Genomic DNA, 18,746 nt, shown 5'->3' with positions numbered 1-18,746 from the left:
AGACAGGAATGATATAATTCACCTTAAAGGTGCCCCCTTTCTTGGTTATTGTTTTTTTCTCAAAATCAATTATACCAGAGGATGGGGCACTTTTTTATTTTAAATTACTATTTTACTTTCGTAATCTGGGATTAAATATTTGCGATATGCCGGTCGGGACGTTGCGGAGAATGTCGCAAATCATTGGCAAGCAGCCGAAAGATTTGGATGTGCGCTATTTCGGGCTGAACCATTTCGGCTGGTGGACGAGTATTAAAGATAAAGAAGGCCACGAATATTTGCCGGAGATCCGCGATTATGTCGCGAAACACGGTTATTTGACCCAAGTTGAAGTAGATACGCAGCATATGGACCAAAGCTGGCAGGAAACGCACAAAAAAGCGAAAGACCTTTTGGCGGTCGATCCGAGATTTTTACCGAATACGTACTTGAAATATTATTTTTACCCGGACTATGTCGTGGAACATTCCGATATCCATTACACGAGGGCAAACGAAGTCATCGACGGAAGGGAAAAAGAAGTGTTCTCTGCTGCGGAAAGAATCGTTGAAAAGGGAACCGCTAAAAATGAATCTTTTTCAGCCGGTAGCCATGCGACATTCATCGTCGATCTTGCCCGTGCGATTGCCTATAATACGCATGAAAGAATGGTCATGATTGTGGAAAATAACGGCGCGATCGCAAACTTTGATGATGATGCGATGGTGGAAGTTCCCTGCATTGTCGGAACGGACGGACCGGAACCGCTGAGCCAGGGGAAAATCCCGGAATTCGAACGGGCGCTGATGTACCAGCAAGTCACCGTGGAAAAACTGGTCGTGAAGGCTTATGTCGAAGGCAGCTATCAAAAATTGTGGCAGGCGCTAACCCTTTCAAAAACCGTGCCAAGCGCAAAAGTCGCAAAAGCATTGCTGGATGATTTAATTGAAGCAAACAAAGAATACTGGCCGGAATTGCACTGACAGCTACGCAGGCTTATGTGGTAGGCAGATGTCAAACATCGTGGCATCACTGGCCTTTTTAAAAACGAACCGGATTCAAAACACCAGCCAGGGTTGAATAACGGAAGGGGCGAAAAGGAATGCGGGCTTTTCGCCTTTTTCATGATAAGGACCAGTATAAAAAAAGGTCGAAGGCGAGGAGTGGGGGCAACTGGTTGAAAAGATGTCCGAATCGTTCCGGTTTTTGCTCGTAACCGGTATAAGAAAAACAATAATATATAAGGTAAAGCCTAAATTTTTACATTAAGACCAAGCATCAATCTGCATGATGATGACTTTTGCACGAGACAGCAGAGTTACAAGGCTTCGTTTTATATAGCGATTTGTTTTTATATGGGTATGTCGGTGACGCAGAGCCACCATTTTTTCCCTTTTTATGTTAAAGTAAGGGTATTCATTAAAATTCGGGAGGGGATCACATGTTTAAACTTTTTTCAAAAAAAGCGGCAGTGGAAGAACTTGTTGCGCCAATGAGCGGGAAGGTTGTTCAAATAGAGGATGTGCCGGATGAGGTGTTCAGCCAGAAGATGATCGGGGATGGCATTGCCATTGAGCCGGATGAAGGCGTTGTGGTCTCACCGGTGGATGGGGAAATTGTCCAGTTTTTCCCAACGAAGCATGCGGTCGGGCTGAAAACAAAGAGCGGATTGGAAATATTGATTCATATCGGCATGGAGACCGTTGCTTTGAACGGAGAAGGGTTCGAAGGCTTTGTTCAACAGGGGGATCGTGTAAAAGCCGGTGATAAACTGGTTTCCTTTGACCTTGAACAAATCAGGGAACGTGCGGAAAGCATCATCTCCCCTGTTGTCATCACCAATTTCGATGCCGTGGACACGTTAACCAAAACGACTGAAACATCGGTAAAACGCGGCGAATCGGTATTGTTGACGGTGAAAATGAAATAGTTTTCTTGCAGATAAAATGAACTTAAGTTTTTACATCAAGATACCCATTTGCGACGATGACTACTTTTTACAGCAGGCAACAGAGCTGCGATATTTTGTTCAATTTATACAGATGAAAAATGGGAAGACACACGCCCATCTAAATGCACGGATACATTTAGAACGATGTCTTCCCATTAAAAAGGATATGTTCTTATGCTATATCAAATGCTCGGGCAAGAAAAGCGTAGCGATACGGGCGGGATGCCGAAACTTCCCGCTTTTTTTTATGTTTATGCCTGCAGCAGCTCCTCGATCTTTTCCTCCAGGTCTTCCGGCTTTGTCCGCGATCCGTAATAGCCAATGACGTGGCCGTGCCGGTCGACGAGAAATTTATTGAAATTCCATGTAATTTTCTTCTCGCCTGTCTGCTCGAGCAGTTCGGCAAACAGCGGGTTCATTTCTTTCCCCTTCATTTTGCTTTTTTTAAACAACGGAAATGTTACGCCGTAGTTGGCTTTGCAAAATGCTGCAATTTTTTCACTTTCGTCAAACTCCTGTTTCATAAAACTGTCACTCGGAAAGCCAAGCACGGCAAACCCCTTGTCTTTGTACTTTTCGTAAAGGTGTTCAAGCCCCTCATACTGAGGTGTAAATCCGCATTTGCTTGCCGTATTGACAATGAGCAGCACCTGGTTTTTATATTCGGACAAGGACTCTTCCTCGCCTCCAGTAAGCCGTTCAAAAGAATAGTCATAAATGGACATAATCAGTCTCCTTTTCCCCGGAAATTTTATTTCTTGTCATTATCGTAAAGTGAATGTGGGGACATGTCAAATGATGGGATGGTTATATCACGGCCTGGTTTTGTGGCTCTGTTGTTAGGGCGATATCAAAATAGGTTCCAACACCAACTGTTCAAGGTGTGAAAGTAAATGAGTGGAGTGGTAAAAAATTGCAAAAAATGATTTATTTCAGACCGGATAAATATTAAAATAGGTGTATGAAGATACATACTTTTTTAAGGGGGGGGATGATGGTGCCCGTTTTTTGATCAGCGGCAAATGAAGATGCCATTTTAACAAACAACGGTTGGCAGTGTTAGCTGTCAGAGACGGATGGAGTTTTAATTGCAGGGAGAAAGGTGAACACATGAATATTTTTAGCTACATTGTTTTAGGGCTTTCCCTCTCAGTGCCGGTTGGCCCCATTACGATCGAAATGGTCAAGAGGGGGATCAAGAAAGGCTTTTTGCATTCCTGGTTTGTCGGCTTGGGCGGGATGTCCGCCGATGTTGTTTTAATGTTTTTGATTTATTTCGGTGTATCTACATATTTAACTACACCAGTTGCAAAGCTGATTATGTGGATTTTCGGGTGTATCATTCTCGTATACTTAGGCTATGAGAGCATTAGAGATGCTTTTAGAGAAATCACCATATCAGAGGAGAAAAAGAAAGGAAATTTGCTGCAATCTTTTCTGTCAGGCTTTTTGATTGCGATCTCTAATCCACTGAATATTATATTTTGGATTGGCATTTATGGGTCGGTTTTAACCACAATTTTAAATACGGTAAATTCGGGAAAAGCTTTACTTTACAGCAGCGCGATTTTTATTGGGATAGCTGCCTGGGATATAACGGTAGCTTCTTCCGTTCATTTTGGAAGAAAATTTGTTCATCAGCGTTTTTTAAAATGGCTGTCTGTCATTGCCGGGATTGCCTTAATTGGATTTGGCATACATTTCGGGTATCAAGCCGTGAAAAGTCTGTATTTAGTAGGCATCGGCCACGAATAACCAGGTGGTTTAGGATGCTACATGAAGTCATCGCACTTACGGCCATACAAAAGGCTTTTTTCTTTTTTAGAAAAAAGTAGCCGCTTCCGCAATGCCTGCTTTCGCATATTTGCTTTTTCAATTCCCATACTAGAGGTGAAGGAGGGATGAATATGCCAAAACGGAAGCACGGTGCCGAACAAAAGAACAAAGAAGGCTTTGACTCAGCCAAAACCGATTCCGAGTATTCAAGGGAATTGCAGCAGCTGGGCGATGGGGCAGGCAGCGCGGCAGCCAACCGCATGCACAAAGAAAAAGCAAAAAAAATGAAATCCTCCAAAAACCAGGGAGAATGGAAAGGCATGCATTGAAAACGGGTCTTCACTCTTTAAGAGTGAGGGCTTTTTTGCGGTGGCGGGTCTTGCGTTACCTTGGTACATTTGTACATTGAAAGCAGTGACAAATTGGCAACGGGAATGCCTGAATCCAGTTTATGGAGCCAAATGACGCTTAATGGTTATGGATTAAAAAACGGCTACAAGAAAGTTTAAAGACGATCGAAGAAAAAATTCCCTTTTTGCAAAATGTATTCCAAGAGGTTCGAATTTCGGAGCAATTAGATGACGCTGCTTTGTACCAGTTTGCGACAGTTGTGAATTAGTATCCAAAACCAAATTCAGATGATTATGCCGAAATATTTGATGAATTGCTTGACCTGCTTGTCCACAGGTCAGGAAAGACAGGAGCGGAGATTATAACTCCTCGAGTTATCGCTAAACTGCTTCCATTACTGCTGAACATTCAGGAAGGCACAGTCTATGACGGAAGCTTTGGAACCGGTCGCCTCTTGGCATATGCTTACCGCTATGCAAAAGAAAATGGTTGCAAAATAAAACTGGTTGGACAGGAAATAAACGCGAGGGCCAAATGGGTATTTCCGGTACAAATAAAAGCTTCATCGGTAATGGAATTAGGTGTCATTACAGCGCTGTAAGGGAGATCTTATGGAGGTGTAAGATGAAAACTTATGATGAACCAAGATTTTTCATTGAAGGAAATCCATTTTTGATATAATAGAAGCATATTAAGCTGTACTAATAAAAAGCACACAACAATCAGCTTGGAAGAAAAATGATGATCCACAGCTGGCATATTAATATGGATATACGAATAAGTTTGCACGTCATGTGAGGATTTTTTGCAATATATATCAACATGTTTCAAGAAAAATTGGATGAATCGATGGAATTTGATTTAGACTTAGACGTTGATACAGCCAATATGTGATTCGAGAAATATAACAAATGGGGGATATGAATTGATTACATCAGAAGAGATGAAACGCAGATTATGGGATGGGGCAAATGAACTACGAGGTTCAATGGATGCCAGCCGTTACAAAGATTATATGCTTGGATTAATGTTCTATAAGTTTTTGAGCGATAAGACATTAGAAACGTTCAAAGTGACCAGTGGTATTGGGCAAATGTCTGAGTTTGAACTATTGGAAGAATACACAAAGGCAAAAGCAGAGTACGGCGAGGAGCTGGAGAAAATGATTCGGCACGTACTCGGTTATTATGTTTCGCCTGAGTATCTCTATCAGACTTGGTTAAAAGACATTAAATCAGGAGATTTTGAAGTTCAAAAAGTAACGGACAGCTTGAATCACTTTGAGCGTACGATTGCTGTGTCTGGTGATTCAGATGACTTTCAAGGACTGTTCTCAAGTTCAACGCTTGATTTAACAGATACCGCTTTAGGCAGCAACTTAAATGAACGTAGCAAAAATATTAAGGCACTGATTTTGCTGTTTGCCGACCTGAACATGGTGAAATTGCAAAAAGGCGATGTACTTGGAGAGGCGTATGAGTATCTTATCGGCCAGTTTGCGATGGAGTCAGGGAAGAAAGCTGGGGAATTCTACACGCCACGACAGGTCAGTGAAGTCATGGCACAAATTGTAGCAAAAACCTCAGAAATCAAGTCAATTTATGACCCGACTGTAGGCTCTGGTTCGCTACTTTTAACAGTTGGAAAGCACTTAGATGAAGATGCTCAAAAGAATCTGAGTTATTACGGGCAAGAAAAGAACACAGCAACCTATAATCTAACCCGTATGAATTTGTTGTTGCATGGTGTTCGGCCAGAAAAAATGACCATTAAAAACGGAGATACACTTTCTCAAGACTGGCCAGAAGATCCAGAACGTCCAAATGAAGGCATACAATTTGATGCAGTGGTGATGAACCCACCATATTCTGCGAAAAATTGGAACAGAGCAGGGCTGAAAGTGAGTGATCCTCGTTTTGAAGTTGCTGGGGTATTACCACCGGACTCTAAAGGGGATTTTGCTTTCCTTTTGCATGGATTATTCCACTTAGGTCAAAACGGTACAATGGCAATTGTTTTGCCTCATGGGGTCCTGTTCCGTGGTTCGGCAGAGGGCGAAATTCGCAAACGATTGCTTCAGAAGAATTACATTGATGCCATTATCGGCTTGCCAAGTAATCTATTTACCAATACAGGTATCCCAGTCGTTGTCATCATCTTAAAGAAGAACCGAAAAATCGACGAGCCTGTTCTAATTATTGACGCTTCTCGCAGCTTTATTAAAGTTGGCAAACAAAATGTCCTGCAGGAAAAAGACATCGCAAAAATTGTGGATACATATGTTGAACGAAGAGAAGAGGAGGGGTACAGTCATCTGGCGACACGAGAGGAAATCATGAAAAATGAGTATAACATGAATATTCCCCGCTATATCCAGGCAAATGAGGAAGAGATTCCGCACGATGTGGATGCACATCTACTTGGCGGGATTCCTCAAAAGAACGTTGAAGACTTAAAGATTTTGCAGTCCACAGTACCAGATGTTTTGAAACAATCATTAAAAGAAATTCGTGACGGCTATGTCGAACTTTTAAAACCTGTTGAGGAAATTTCCAAGGATGTATTCAGTGACGCTCGCCTTATTAAAATATCAAAGGAAATCGAAAGCAAAACAAAAGCCTATATCGATAAATACTGGGACGTTTTACGAAATGTTGATAAAAGCAGTAGCTTGACGCAGTTAATGGACGAAATGCTGGTTGAAATCAAGCAGATTCTTTCGTCATTCAAATATATTGATGTTTATGACGGCTACCAAATTGTGGCGGAGATATGGAAAAATACACTGACACATGATACGGAAATCATTGCGTTAAGTGATTTCTATACAGCGGGACGCACGCGCGAGCCTAATATGGTAACGAAAGGATCCGGAAATAAAAAACGTGAAGAACAAGACGGCTGGGTTGGCAGTATTGTACCGAATGAGTTGATTGCGAAACGTTTATACAGTCACAAGCTGGAAGAAATCGAATCAAAGAAAACTCGCATTCAAGAGATTGAAACGGAGCTATCTGACTTGGTTGAGGCTGCGAAAGTGGAAGAGAGCGATGAAGCCAACGCTTTAGGTGAATGCTTGAATGAAGCTGGTGAGGCTTTTGAAAACAAATTAATCAAAGCAGCGTTAAAAAAGACAAGCAAGGGAACGGTTGAATATAGCCTACTGAAAAATGTTGAGAAATTATTTGCAGATAAATCATCCCTTAACAAAACCGTGAAAGCGGATGAAAAAGCGCTCAAGGAAGCTGTACAAGAACGTATTTTAACTTTGACGAATGAAGAAATTGACAACTTGATGTATGAAAAATGGTTTGGCAACACGCTGGATGCCATAGTTGGTTTGGTATGGAAACCGATAAAAAAAGAGTTGGACACATTACAAATGTTGCACAATCGTTATGCTGATACCTTGTCAGCAATTGAAGAAAAAATTCGAGACTCAGAATCAACACTTGAAGCCATGATGAGTGAATTGGTGGTGGAAGAATAATGGAACAAAAAAATTTGGTGCCAAAAAGGCGATTTAAGGAATTTCAAAATGCTCCGGCTTGGGAAAAGCGTAAGTTGGTAGATTTGTGTACAACATTCACGGATGGGGATTGGATTGAAGCAAAAGATCAGAGCGATAATGGTATAAGACTTATCCAAACTGGTAATGTTGGCGTGAATGAGTTTATTGATAAAGCGGATAAATCAAAATGGATTACAGAGGACACCTTTAACCGCCTTAACTGTTCAGAAGTTTATCCGGGAGATATTCTTATATCTCGTTTGCCAGAGCCTGCTGGAAGAGCTTGTATAGTCCCAAATTTTGAAAAAAGAATGATTACGGCAGTTGACTGTACTATCGTCAGAACATCCGATGAATGCAATAAAAAATATCTTGTTCAGTATTTATCATCAGAGTCATATTTCAAATCTGTAAACAACTTTCTTGCAGGAGGAACCAGGCAAAGAATCAGTAGGAGTAATCTTGCAAATTTTATTGTTCCATTACCTTCAAAACCTGAACAGAAAAAAATAGGAGCCGTTCTGGATCGCCTTGACAATCTTATCACCCTTCATCAGCGTAAGTTAGAAAAAATGAAAGCATTAAAATCAGCTTATCTTTCTGAAATGTTCCCTGCTGAAGGAGAGCGTGTACCAAAACGGAGGTTTGCCGGTTTTACGCAAGCGTGGGAACAGCATACTATCAGTGAATTGGCTGATAGATATGATAATTTACGGGTTCCGATCACTGCATTTGACCGTATGCCTGGTAATACTCCGTATTATGGAGCAAATGGCATTCAAGATTATGTAGAAGGATTTACTCATTGTGGAGAGTTTATTTTAGTTGCGGAAGATGGGGCAAATGATTTGCAGAATTATCCTGTTCAATATGTCAACGGCAAGGTCTGGGTTAATAATCACGCACATGTCTTACAAGCGAGATCGGAAATTGCAGATAATAAATTTCTTATGAACGCATTGAAACAAACAAATATTGAACCGTATTTAGTTGGTGGTGGACGTGCAAAACTTAACGCGGATGTTATGATGAAAATTAGTTTGCGAGTACCTGAATTGGCAGAACAAAAGAAAATTGGTAGCTTCTTTGAACGGTTAGATCACCTCATCACCCTTCACCAGCGCAAGTTAGAAAAACTACAAAATCTAAAAAAATCATACCTTAATGAGATGTTTGTATAAAGGGAGAGAAATCATGAGTAATACAGCGAAAAGTGCGGCGGAGAAAACTTTTCAAGAGAATTTTGTAAAAGAACTGCAAAAATATAAATGGGAAGCACCTGAGTTCTTAAACGGTAATAAACAAAAAGTAACGGTTGCGGACTTGGTTTCGCACTGGCGGAGTGAACTAAACCGCATCAATGCTGACCAGCTTGAAGGCGTTGAATTAACGGATAATGAGTTCAAACAAGTGATGGCAAAGGTGAATCAAATCAGCAATAGTTATGAGGCTGCGAAGATTTTGGCTATCGAAGGATCAAAAGGCAAGATCGATGGCATTTACCGGGATGACAACCCAAAAATCACGAGAAAACAAATCACGTTGACGATTTTTAAAAAAGCTGAAGTACGTGGTGGGGACTCAAGTTATCGGATTGCGAGAGAAGTACAGACTCCCAACCACAACCGTTTTGATATTGTCCTGCTGATTAATGGCTTGCCACTCATCAACATCGAACAAAAACGCACGGACAAAACGCTGGACGAGGCATTTGGACAGTTTAAACGCTACTATCGTGATGGCGAATACAGTCATAACTTTATGGCTTTTTCGCAGATGATGGTCATCACTTCTGAAATTGACACTCGCTATTTTGCCACACCTAAAACAATAGAAGATTTTAATCCTAGTTTCGTCTTTCATTGGGCAGATAAAGATAACAATGTAATAAACGATTGGAAAAAAGTAATTGAACAATTTTTGATGATTCCAATGGCACATCAGATGGTTGGCGATTACTTAGTCATTGATGAAGCGAGAGATGAGGAAAACAGGCGACATATGTTAATGCGTCCCTATCAGGTCCATGCTCTGCAGGCGGTTGAAGGGGCTGCGTTTGGATGGGACAATGCTGAAAAAATACCTCATGGCGGTTTTGTTTGGCACACGACTGGTTCAGGAAAAACAATCACAAGTTTCAAAACTGCTTTGTTTTTATCGACAAGAGCAGGATTTGATAAAGTCGTCTTCCTTGTTGATAGACGTGAATTGGATAATCGTACCAGTGAAAACTTCAAAGCATATGCTGCCTACGAGCCGGTTTCTGTTGATGATACAAAACACACTTACCAGCTAAAAAAGAAACTGATGTCAGCAACGAATGGAATTGTCGTCACGACAACTTTCAAACTCAATGCTTTAGTGAAGGAACTGGAAGAAGCACACGATCATCGTTTAGCAGATAAGAAGATGGTCTTTATCATCGATGAAGCCCATCGTACGACAATGGGACAGATGATGGGAACGATAAAACGCTATTTCAAGAAAAATGGACTTTTCTTTGGTTTTACCGGCACCCCCTTATTTGATGAAAATAAGGTCAAAGGAAAGATCAATGAAAAAAGCGAAGTCATCAATACCACTGAAAAGTTATTTGGGCCGAAGTTACATCAATATACGATTGATGAGGCGATTGCCGATAAAAACGTATTAGGTTTTCACGTTGACTATATCAACACCGGAGAATTCAAAAGTTATGATGATTTAAGAGACCAGATCGCTGAACAAATGAAGGAAGAACATCCTGAATGGACGGACAGAGAAATCGAACGCCAAGTTCAAGAAATGTCAGAAGCGGACGTTGAAAAGCAAGCAAAAAAACGAGGGCTGCTTGTATACCAAGACGAAACGCATATTCCACGGGTAGTGGAAGAAATTCTGAATAACTGGGAATCCCAATCACAAGAAAGAGAATTTAATGCAATTTTGACGGTTGCCTATAAAGACCGTGTAATTGCTTATTATCATGAATTTAAAAAACAACTAAAAGAACGTGGGGAAAAGCTAAATGTTGCGATGACGTTTAGTTTTGGTAACGAAAATGATCCTAAGCCACTAGACCCTGAAATTGTCAAAGAGATGTTTCAGGACTACGCTGCTTTTACAGGTATTGAGTTTATAGCTGGTGATAAAAAACATGGTGAAGATGCCTATTTTGAAGACCTTGTAGAGCGCGCGACACGAGGCGGCAGTGGACGAAACCCGAAAAATATCGACCTCGTCATTGTGGCAGACCAACTGTTGACAGGTTATGATTCGAAACGTCTGAATACGCTTTATGTTGACCGTACCCTTGAACTTCAAGGTCTGATCCAAGCCTACTCACGCACCAATCGTGTCTTTGGTTCGAAAAAAGAATTTGGAACGATTATCAACTTCCAATACCCTCGAATGACTGAAGAAATGGTAAATCAAGCTTTGAAGCTGTATGGAAGCGGTGGGAAGAGCAGTAAGGCCATTGTGGATACTTACCAAACGGCTGTAAAGAAATTGGAAATCAAAGTATCTGAAATGATCCCGACTTTACCTGATCCTACTGAATGGCAAAAAATAGAACAGGATGAGAAGAAAAAGGAAGCCTTTATCCTTGCTTTTAAAGATGCTGCTGAGCAGTTAAATTTGGTAGAACAGTACTATGAATTTAAGTGGAATGATGACGCTTTTGGAATAGACGAGCACACTTGGCTGCAGTATGTCGGTGCTTATAAAAACTTAACAAGGAAGCCCGGAACCCCACCTGCGCCATCAACCGTTCATCCGCTTGCTGGGAAAACGAAATTGGCAGGAACACAAGTCATTGATGCAAACCATATTATAAAATTAATAGGTTCAAAAGTTACTTCACCGTACGGCGTGCAAACGGTGGATCGTGAAACCCTCCGCATTATTTACGAACAAATTCAAGAGTTAAGTAACATGGGGGACCATGAGCAAGCACAACTATTAAAGGAATTTGTGGATACTGAGCTTGTACCTGGTAACTTATCGAGCAATTTGAACTTTGATGAGGCATTTGAAATTTGGAAAGCGGATAAGCTGCGCGATACGGTCATTCAATTTTCTTCGGAGTGGGGATTAGATAGTGAATTACTTATAAAAGCAGTGAATTCATATTCCACTTCTGAGCCTGATATTGTTCCTTTTATCAATGATCTCATTCGCAGTGTTGATTTCAACAAGGCAACCAATCAAACGGCTGGCAATTTGTTAAGACATAATATGATCCTTACGACTAAATTGCCACAATGGATTGCTGAGACGAAGCAAAAGTATAGTTAACTTGATGCTAATTTTAAAGCGACCGAAAGCGAAGAATATCCAATAAATATAGATTAAGTTGGCTCTTTATATCGATCGCCATTGCTGCAATGACAACGATTCGTACATTGAAAAAAGCAAGAGAAATCACGGAGTTGTTGAAGAAGACTACCCGCAATTCGTCAACAAACCGGGAGGCCTTCTAAGAAGAAATAAAACTTTTTTAGGACCAACTGGCTGCTTTGGACAAGTTGGATAGGTGGGGTGTTCGCAGCACCTCGCCTTTACATAATATACCAGTTATAACATGTTTATTCAAAATCGGCAGCATAAATGTGTAGATTTTCACTCAAATAGAAGAAGCTCTTACTACTAATAACGAGGTGTGGCTGAAAGGAATTATCCACCATTGAATCGAACTTAAATCAATGAAAGTAATAAAAAAAGAGAAGGGTGCTAAAATCATTCCTTTATCGAAAGCAAAAGTTTTAGGTGTGCTACCTGTATTGATTAAAAATAGGAGGTAATGCAAATGACGATACCAGATTACCAATCTTTTATGCTACCTTTTTTAAAAATACTCGGAGACAGAAATGAACACACATTACAAGAAATTTATATAAAGCTTGCTGACTACTTTAAGCTAACTGAATCGGATAGGAAAGAATATTTGCCGAGCGGAAAACAATTAAAATATAAAAACAGAATTGGGTGGGCTCGTACATATTTAAAAAAATCCGGTCTGTTAGATCAGGTAGGAAGAGGAATATTTACGATAACAGAGCGTGGATTAAATGTTCTAAATGAAAATCCCGAGAAAATAGATGTAAAGTTTTTAGAACAATTTAATGAGTTTTTGAAGTTTCAAGGCAATAAAAATAGTAATACAGACCAAATTGGTGAGAATAAAAAACTACCAAGTAATCTAGAACTAGATCTTTCACCTGAGGAGATTTTAGATACCAGCTATAGAGAGATCCGAAGAGATTTAATGGATGAGCTTTTACACACCGTTAAATCTTGTTCACCGGAATTCTTTGAAAAATTGGTAGTTGATTTATTAATCGCCATGGGATACGGAGGTACTCATGCCGATGCAGGGCAAGCAATTGGGAAAAGTGGTGATGATGGTATTGATGGAATTATTAAGGAAGATAAATTGGGATTAGATGTTATCTATATACAAGCAAAAAGATGGGAAGGTTCTGTCGGTAGGCCAGCGGTTCAAGCTTTTGCTGGTAGTTTAGAAGGAAATCGAGCGCGAAAAGGAGTATTTATTACAACCTCCAGATTTACTGAAGATGCAAAAGAATACGTAAAAAGGATCGAAAAGAAAATCGTTTTAATCGATGGAGAAAGTCTCGCAGAACTAATGATTGACAATGATGTCGGCGTTTCTCCAAAAGTAACTTACATAATTAAAAACATTGATTCAGACTATTTTAATGAGGATTAAATTTGCTAAGCTTACCGGGCTTTTGAAAACGGAACAATCATAAAACCAAGCTCAAGTATGTTGGAGAGAAATGAACTGGTCAGGCTTGTTTGTAGTTTCCCGATTGCCATTTGGTTGAACAACATTTAGAAGTTAAGTGGAACAGGGAATAAATGCAGGTAAATCCTACAAGTTTAGAAATCTGTATAAGCATAAGCGTCAAATAGCCCCCACCTTCATAAAGATGGGAGCTTGGTGCATTACGGGGTTAACCTGTTAAAAGCAATGCACCTTACAGGTCGAAAAACGGAAAAATGACTGCACCAAATCCAGCCCCCAAATATTCCATTTTTTCATACTCCATACTATACTTGAAGACTTTACCCGGCACATATCATTTAAAGCTAAAAGGTTTCTAGTCGATTAGGGATGTGTAACTTCCCTTTCATCAATGAATCAGGTGTAGGTAAAAATCGAGGTCTGCCTGTAAATGGTCTTTCATCAGTTTTTCAGCCAGTTTTTCGTCCCTAGCTTGAATGGCTTTTAAGATTTTTTCGTGCTCGTCAATCAGATGAGGGCGGTTATAGATGACAACCGTTTTACGGAACAAATAAATCATGGACTGCATTCGGTCGATAATATCAATCATAACGGGATTATTGCTTGACTGCACAATGATCCCATGAAACTGTTCGTTCGCTTGCATGATTTCTTCATATGTTCCGCTATGTCCGATTTTTACACAGTTCTGCAGTGCGGCGATTTCGTCTTCTTTTAAAAAAATCGCCGCACATCTGGCGGAATAGCCTTCCAAAAGAATGCGGACCTGAAACATGTTCCGCAGCGTTTTTTCATTTGGTTTGACAACTCTTTTTTTGACAATCAGCCCCTCGTATTCGAGTTTGCGGATTGCTTCTCTGACAGGTGTTCTACTGACCCCCAATTCTTCAGCCAGTTTTTCTTCTCCAATTTTCGTACCTCCGGGTAGTTCCCCGTTTAAAATTTTATCGCGCAGTATTTCGTAAGCCTGCTGGGATGCCGGGCGGGAACGATCCATTTCAAACACTGCATCCACCTCTGTTCGTTAATCTTGCTATTCTTATATTATCAGATTTATCGAGCAAAAAGAAAGCCTTAACAATATTTCTTGTATACAAATAGTGAAAAACTGTATACAAATGTGTCATAATTGTGTACAATAAAAATGTGAAAAAGATGTGACAGCGGTTAAATGTAATCGCCTAATAGATTGATAAATTAAGAGGAGGAAGAAAAATGGCACAACAAATTGGTTTTATCGGACTTGGCATCATGGGAAAACCGATGGCATTGAATTTGATCAAAGCAGGTTACGAACTGGTTGTAAACGATATCAACCAAGATGCTATGAAAGCAGTTGTGGAAGCGGGTGCGACTTCAGCATCATCTGCAAAAGAAGTTGCGGAGAAAAGTGACGCCATTATTACAATGCTGCCGGCTTCAAAACATGTGAAGGCTGTCGTCACAGGAAAAAATGGAATTTTAGACGGAATAAAAGAAGGCGCTGTCATTATCGACATGAGTTCGATTACGCCGGATGTTTCCAAGGAACTTGCTGCACTGGCGGAAGAAAAAGGTGCTTTCATGATCGACGCGCCTGTTAGTGGCGGGGAATCGGGAGCCATTAACGGGACACTTGCTATCATGGTTGGCGGAAAGATGGAGGTTTTTGAAAGCGTTAAACCAATTCTGCAAAGCATGGGGAAAGATGTGACATTGGTCGGTGGCAATGGCTGCGGCGTGACGGCGAAACTAGCCAATCAAATTATTGTTAACTTGAACATTGCAGCAGTGTCCGAAGCACTTGTGCTGGCTGCCAAAGCCGGCATCGACATTGAAAAAATGTACAAGGCGATCCGGGGCGGGCTTGCTGGAAGTGCAGTATTGGATTCAAAAGTGCCCATGATTTTGGACCGTAATTTTGTCGCAGGCGGCAGCATCGCGATTAATATGAAGGATATTACAAATGTAATGGATACCGCCCATACGATCGGCGTGCCGCTTCCATTATCAAGCCAGCTGCTGGAAATCTTCCATGCCCTTGTTGTGGATGGAAAAATCAAAGATGACCACGCCAGCATTGTCCGTTATTATGAAAAACTCGCAAATGTTGAAGTAAAAAAGGGCTGAAAGATGATGGATGTGAAAAGATTACCTGCCGAATATATCAAAAACCTTCCCGTTCAAAATCGTACGGAAGTGGATAAAGACTTGAAAGCAGCTTTAGCTAGTTTTAATAAAAAAATCGTGGTTCTGGACGATGACCCAACTGGCGTGCAGACGGTCAACAATATTTCCGTTTTTACCGATTGGTCTGTGGAAAGTATCGAAAAAGGGTTTAATGAACCACAATCGATGTTCTTTATCCTCACCAATTCGAGAGGGTTTACCGCAGAAGAAACCGAAAAGGCGCACCGTGAGATAGCTGAAAACATCTTACACGTTGCAGGCAAACTGGGACGTGAGTTTCTCATCATCAGCCGCGGGGACTCCACGTTAAGAGGGCATTACCCGCTGGAAACAACGGTGTTAAAAGAAACCATTGAATCCCTTTCAGATAAGAAAATTGACGGTGAGATTATCCTACCGTTTTTCAAAGAAGGCGGCCGTTTCACGATTGGTAATGTCCACTACGTTCAATACGGCGATGAACTTGTACCGGCGGGGGAAACAGAATTTGCCAAAGACCGGACATTCGGGTATACGAAATCCCACCTTGGCGAATGGATCGAAGAAAAGTCAAATGGGGAATTTACAGCTGCAAACACGACTTATATCAAGCTTGAACAGCTGCGTGCTCTTGACATTGAAGGCATAACGGCTCAACTGCGTAATGTCAATGATTTTAACAAAGTCGTGGTCAATGCAGTCGATGAGCTGGATGTCAAAGTTTTCACGATTGCCCTGATCCGCGCGATGAACGCTGGCAAAAACTTCTTATTCAGAAGTGCGGCAGCTCTGCCAAAAGTGATCGGCGGGGTCAGTGATAAACCGTTGCTCACGGCAGAAGAACTACTCGGTGAAGGAACGGAAAACGGCGGTTTAATCATTATCGGTTCCCATGTGAAAAAGACGACGGAACAGCTTGAAGAACTAAAAAAAGTAAGCGGTATTGAGCTTATCGAATTTAACAGCCATTTGGTACAAGAACCGGAAGCTTTCCAAAAAGAACTGGACCGCGTCATTGAAACAACTGAATCCCTGGTCGGTTCCGGTAAAACTGTTGCGGTGTACACAAGAAGGGAACGCCTTGATCTCGGGGATAACATGCGCGAAGAGGAATTAAAACTATCAGTAAAAATCTCCGATGCGGTGACAAGCATTGTGTCAAGGCTACAGGTTCGGCCAAAGTTTTTAATTGCAAAAGGCGGAATTACTTCGAGTGACATAGGGACAAAAGGGTTGAAAGTAAGGCGCGCAACAGTTGCCGGGCAAATCCGACCTGGAATTCCGGTTTGGAAAACGGGTGATGAAAGTAAATATCCTGGTATGGCTTACATCATCTTCCCAGGGAATGTCGGGACAAAAACAGATTTGAAAGAAATTGTAGAAACATTAAACAAAGATTGAAAATGTAGAGGAGATACCGGCCAGCCCGCCGGAACCGGTATCCCATAATCTTTTAAAGGGAAAGAGGGAGAAATCATGCCGATCGTGTATATTTGCATTGGGATCGCCATCCTATTGTTGTTGATGGTTGTCCTGAAGTTAAATGCTTTTATTTCATTAATTATTGTAAGTTTGACTGTTGGTATTATGGAAGGCATGTCGCCTACCGAAGCCGCAACTTCTGTAACAAATGGTTTGGGCGGCACTTTGGGGAACCTGGCGATGGTCATAGGTTTTGGGGGGATGCTTGGAAAGCTGATGGCAGACTCGGGGGGCGCCCAGCGGATTTCGGTCACCTTAATTAACGGATTCGGGAAGAAGCGTGTGCAGCTCGCGGCTGTATTAACTGCGTTTATTGTTGGAATCGCTTTATTTTTTGAAACGGGTGTTGTTGTGTTGATTCCACTTGTGTTTACAATTGCAGCAGAAGCAGGTGTGCCAATTTTGTATATTGGTATGCCAGTCATTGCCGCTTTAATTACGATGCACGGCTATGTTCCGCCACACCCGGGACCGATAGCGATTGCGGGGATTTACCACGCCAATCTTGGCAAGACTTTGCTGTACGGGATTATGATTGCAATTCCCGCCGTATACATCAGTGGTCCGCTTTATACGAAACTATTTAAAGAAGAGGACTTGGAAGTAGAAATTCCAAAGGGCCTGTTTACACCGAAACATTTTAAAGAAGAAGAGATGCCAGGTTTTGGTGTTAGCCTATTTACCGCATTAATCCCGGTCATCCTGATTGCGTTCCAGGCAATTGTGGAAATTGTGGCACCAAAATCATCAATCCTGCCGGTTGCCCAGTTCTTGGGAAATCCGGGTGTTGCTTTGCTCATTGCCGTTATTATCGCGTTGTTCACGTTTGGGCTGAACCGTGGGATAAAAATGCCTGCCTTAATGAATTCCGTTTCGGCGGCGGTTAGCAGCATCGCGATGATTTTATTGATAATTGGAGGCGGCGGGGCGTTTAAACAAGTGCTAATTGATAGCCATGTGGACAAATATGTTGCTGGCTTCATGGACGGATCAACTATTTCTCCTTTGATTATGGCCTGGCTGATTGCCGCGATTTTACGCGTGGTGCTTGGTTCGGCTACGGTTGCAGGCATGACGGCAGCGGGAATTACCGTGCCACTTTGTGCAACGACCCATTGCAGCCCTGAATTGATGGTGCTTGCCACAGGTGCCGGAAGCATGACTTTCTCACATGTTAATGATGCCGGGTTTTGGATTTACAAAGAATTTTTTAACTTGTCTATTGGTAAAACCCTTAAAACCTGGTCTGTTATGGTAACGATTGCATCCCTTATCGGGTTGGCAGGTGTACTGATTATTAATCTGTTTATCAGTTAGTAGGAAAAAAGTAACCGATTCAGTTGTAAAACGACTGATTGGTTACTTTTTTCCACCAAGAAGTCATTACCAATGGCACTATTTCAATTTTTACCCCTGGATTTAATTTGTTCAGCAAGCCCTTCATAAATCCTATTCACTAAATTTAACGTTTTATCCGTAGCCCTACAATAGTTTCGAAGAGAATTTAAAAGTAATTATAATGACTAGGTACTAGTTAAATAAAAGACTTTATAAAAAGTTGACTAAAAACCTATTAGTTAAGACAGGCAATATTGGTATAAATCTTTATTTCTCGGAGGCACACTCCACTTTTGGGCTATCCTTTAATTTTATTACGCTTAATTTTAGTGGTTTGTCTAATGTGGATTTACTCTCAATTATTTGAAATGAAGATACTATTAACGCATATTCCGCACGTAAATTTTTCCATTTTAAGATTTTTTTAAAGGAATTTTCTCCTTCTTTGTAGAATTGAA

13 protein-coding genes and 2 pseudogenes are annotated in these 18,746 nt (G+C 41.1%); 12 read left to right on the top strand and 3 right to left on the bottom strand.

Annotated features, from left to right (window positions below; genetic code table 11):
* Window positions 1-131: 131 nt before the first annotated feature.
* Both NFR98_RS14010 and NFR98_RS14005 read left to right on the top strand, forming a co-directional pair.
* Window positions 132-962 (top strand): annotated as a pseudogene (locus NFR98_RS14010) (family 4 glycosyl hydrolase); the annotation flags it as partial.
* Window positions 963-1,420: 458 nt separating this feature from the next.
* Window positions 1,421-1,909 (top strand): PTS sugar transporter subunit IIA, encoded by a 489-nt coding sequence (locus tag NFR98_RS14005; protein WP_017551180.1) that lies wholly within the window; start codon window positions 1,421-1,423, stop codon window positions 1,907-1,909.
* A gap of 272 nt (window positions 1,910-2,181) precedes the next feature.
* On the opposite strand, the gene NFR98_RS14000 is transcribed toward NFR98_RS14005, so the two are convergent.
* A complete protein-coding gene (locus NFR98_RS14000) occupies window positions 2,182-2,655 on the bottom strand; it encodes a glutathione peroxidase (RefSeq protein ID WP_017551179.1) in 474 nt (157 codons plus the stop codon).
* A 385-nt stretch (window positions 2,656-3,040) separates the two neighbouring features.
* Here NFR98_RS14000 and NFR98_RS13995 point away from each other — a divergent pair, with 385 nt between their 5' ends.
* From NFR98_RS13995 to NFR98_RS13970, 7 genes and pseudogenes are all read left to right on the top strand, one after another.
* Window positions 3,041-3,685 (top strand): LysE family transporter, encoded by a 645-nt coding sequence (locus NFR98_RS13995; protein WP_017551178.1) that lies wholly within the window; start codon window positions 3,041-3,043, stop codon window positions 3,683-3,685.
* A gap of 152 nt (window positions 3,686-3,837) precedes the next feature.
* Window positions 3,838-4,035, top strand: a complete 198-nt coding sequence (locus NFR98_RS13990) for a hypothetical protein (RefSeq protein WP_035189966.1) — start codon at window positions 3,838-3,840, stop codon at window positions 4,033-4,035.
* Between the two features lie 317 nt (window positions 4,036-4,352).
* Window positions 4,353-4,658: pseudogene (locus NFR98_RS15855) on the top strand (N-6 DNA methylase); the annotation flags it as partial.
* Between the two features lie 324 nt (window positions 4,659-4,982).
* Entirely contained in the window at window positions 4,983-7,547 is a 2,565-nt protein-coding gene (locus tag NFR98_RS13985) for a type I restriction-modification system subunit M (protein ID WP_251460405.1), read from the top strand.
* Entirely contained in the window at window positions 7,547-8,749 is a 1,203-nt protein-coding gene (locus NFR98_RS13980; protein ID WP_081092967.1) for a restriction endonuclease subunit S, read from the top strand. The genes NFR98_RS13985 and NFR98_RS13980 overlap by 1 nt, the downstream gene beginning before the upstream one ends.
* Before the next feature lie 13 nt (window positions 8,750-8,762).
* Complete coding sequence (locus NFR98_RS13975) at window positions 8,763-11,846, top strand: type I restriction endonuclease subunit R, EcoR124 family (RefSeq protein ID WP_251460402.1); 3,084 nt, start codon at window positions 8,763-8,765, stop codon at window positions 11,844-11,846.
* Between the two features lie 511 nt (window positions 11,847-12,357).
* On the top strand, window positions 12,358-13,281 hold the full coding sequence (locus NFR98_RS13970; protein WP_251460399.1) for a restriction endonuclease: 924 nt from the start codon (window positions 12,358-12,360) through the stop codon (window positions 13,279-13,281).
* Between the two features lie 427 nt (window positions 13,282-13,708).
* Here the strand turns inward: NFR98_RS13970 and NFR98_RS13965 are convergent, their stop codons facing one another.
* Window positions 13,709-14,317 (bottom strand): GntR family transcriptional regulator, encoded by a 609-nt coding sequence (locus NFR98_RS13965; protein WP_061087000.1) that lies wholly within the window; start codon window positions 14,315-14,317, stop codon window positions 13,709-13,711.
* Window positions 14,318-14,535: 218 nt separating this feature from the next.
* On the opposite strand from NFR98_RS13965, the gene garR reads away from it, so the two are divergent.
* The 3 genes from garR to NFR98_RS13950 all read left to right on the top strand — a co-directional run bounded on the left by garR (window position 14,536) and on the right by NFR98_RS13950 (window position 18,267).
* On the top strand, window positions 14,536-15,429 hold the full coding sequence (gene garR, locus NFR98_RS13960) for a 2-hydroxy-3-oxopropionate reductase (RefSeq protein WP_251460398.1): 894 nt from the start codon (window positions 14,536-14,538) through the stop codon (window positions 15,427-15,429).
* A 3-nt stretch (window positions 15,430-15,432) separates the two neighbouring features.
* Window positions 15,433-16,869 carry a four-carbon acid sugar kinase family protein gene (locus tag NFR98_RS13955; protein WP_251460397.1) on the top strand — a complete coding sequence of 479 codons (1,437 nt, stop codon included), beginning with the start codon at window positions 15,433-15,435 and terminating at the stop codon, window positions 16,867-16,869.
* A gap of 75 nt (window positions 16,870-16,944) precedes the next feature.
* Complete coding sequence (locus tag NFR98_RS13950; RefSeq protein ID WP_251460395.1) at window positions 16,945-18,267, top strand: gluconate:H+ symporter; 1,323 nt, start codon at window positions 16,945-16,947, stop codon at window positions 18,265-18,267.
* 288 nt (window positions 18,268-18,555) lie between these two features.
* Here the strand turns inward: NFR98_RS13950 and NFR98_RS13945 are convergent.
* Window positions 18,556-18,746: hypothetical protein (locus NFR98_RS13945; protein WP_251460393.1), on the bottom strand; the 191-nt coding region annotated here is incomplete at its 5' end.

The sequence above is a fragment of the Weizmannia agrestimuris genome, from assembly GCF_943193165.1.
In the GTDB taxonomy this organism is placed as follows: Bacteria; Bacillota; Bacilli; order Bacillales; family Bacillaceae_C; genus Weizmannia; species Weizmannia faecalis.
Note: the sequence above shows the minus strand (reverse complement) of the source record. Positions and strands in the feature narration are given on the sequence as shown.

Excerpts from the sequence above, each read along its gene's own strand:
- NFR98_RS14005 (WP_017551180.1), top strand. The coding sequence starts at position 1,421 with ATGTTTAAACTTTTTTCAAAAAAAGCGGCAGTGGAAGAACTTGTTGCG.
- NFR98_RS14000 (WP_017551179.1), bottom strand. The coding sequence starts at position 2,655 with ATGTCCATTTATGACTATTCTTTTGAACGGCTTACTGGAGGCGAGGAA.
- NFR98_RS13995 (WP_017551178.1), top strand. The coding sequence starts at position 3,041 with ATGAATATTTTTAGCTACATTGTTTTAGGGCTTTCCCTCTCAGTGCCG.
- NFR98_RS13990 (WP_035189966.1), top strand. The coding sequence starts at position 3,838 with ATGCCAAAACGGAAGCACGGTGCCGAACAAAAGAACAAAGAAGGCTTT.
- NFR98_RS13980 (WP_081092967.1), top strand. The coding sequence starts at position 7,547 with ATGGAACAAAAAAATTTGGTGCCAAAAAGGCGATTTAAGGAATTTCAA.
- NFR98_RS13975 (WP_251460402.1), top strand. The coding sequence starts at position 8,763 with ATGAGTAATACAGCGAAAAGTGCGGCGGAGAAAACTTTTCAAGAGAAT.
- NFR98_RS13970 (WP_251460399.1), top strand. The coding sequence starts at position 12,358 with ATGACGATACCAGATTACCAATCTTTTATGCTACCTTTTTTAAAAATA.
- NFR98_RS13965 (WP_061087000.1), bottom strand. The coding sequence starts at position 14,317 with ATGGATCGTTCCCGCCCGGCATCCCAGCAGGCTTACGAAATACTGCGC.
- garR (WP_251460398.1), top strand. The coding sequence starts at position 14,536 with ATGGCACAACAAATTGGTTTTATCGGACTTGGCATCATGGGAAAACCG.
- NFR98_RS13955 (WP_251460397.1), top strand. The coding sequence starts at position 15,433 with ATGATGGATGTGAAAAGATTACCTGCCGAATATATCAAAAACCTTCCC.
- NFR98_RS13950 (WP_251460395.1), top strand. The coding sequence starts at position 16,945 with ATGCCGATCGTGTATATTTGCATTGGGATCGCCATCCTATTGTTGTTG.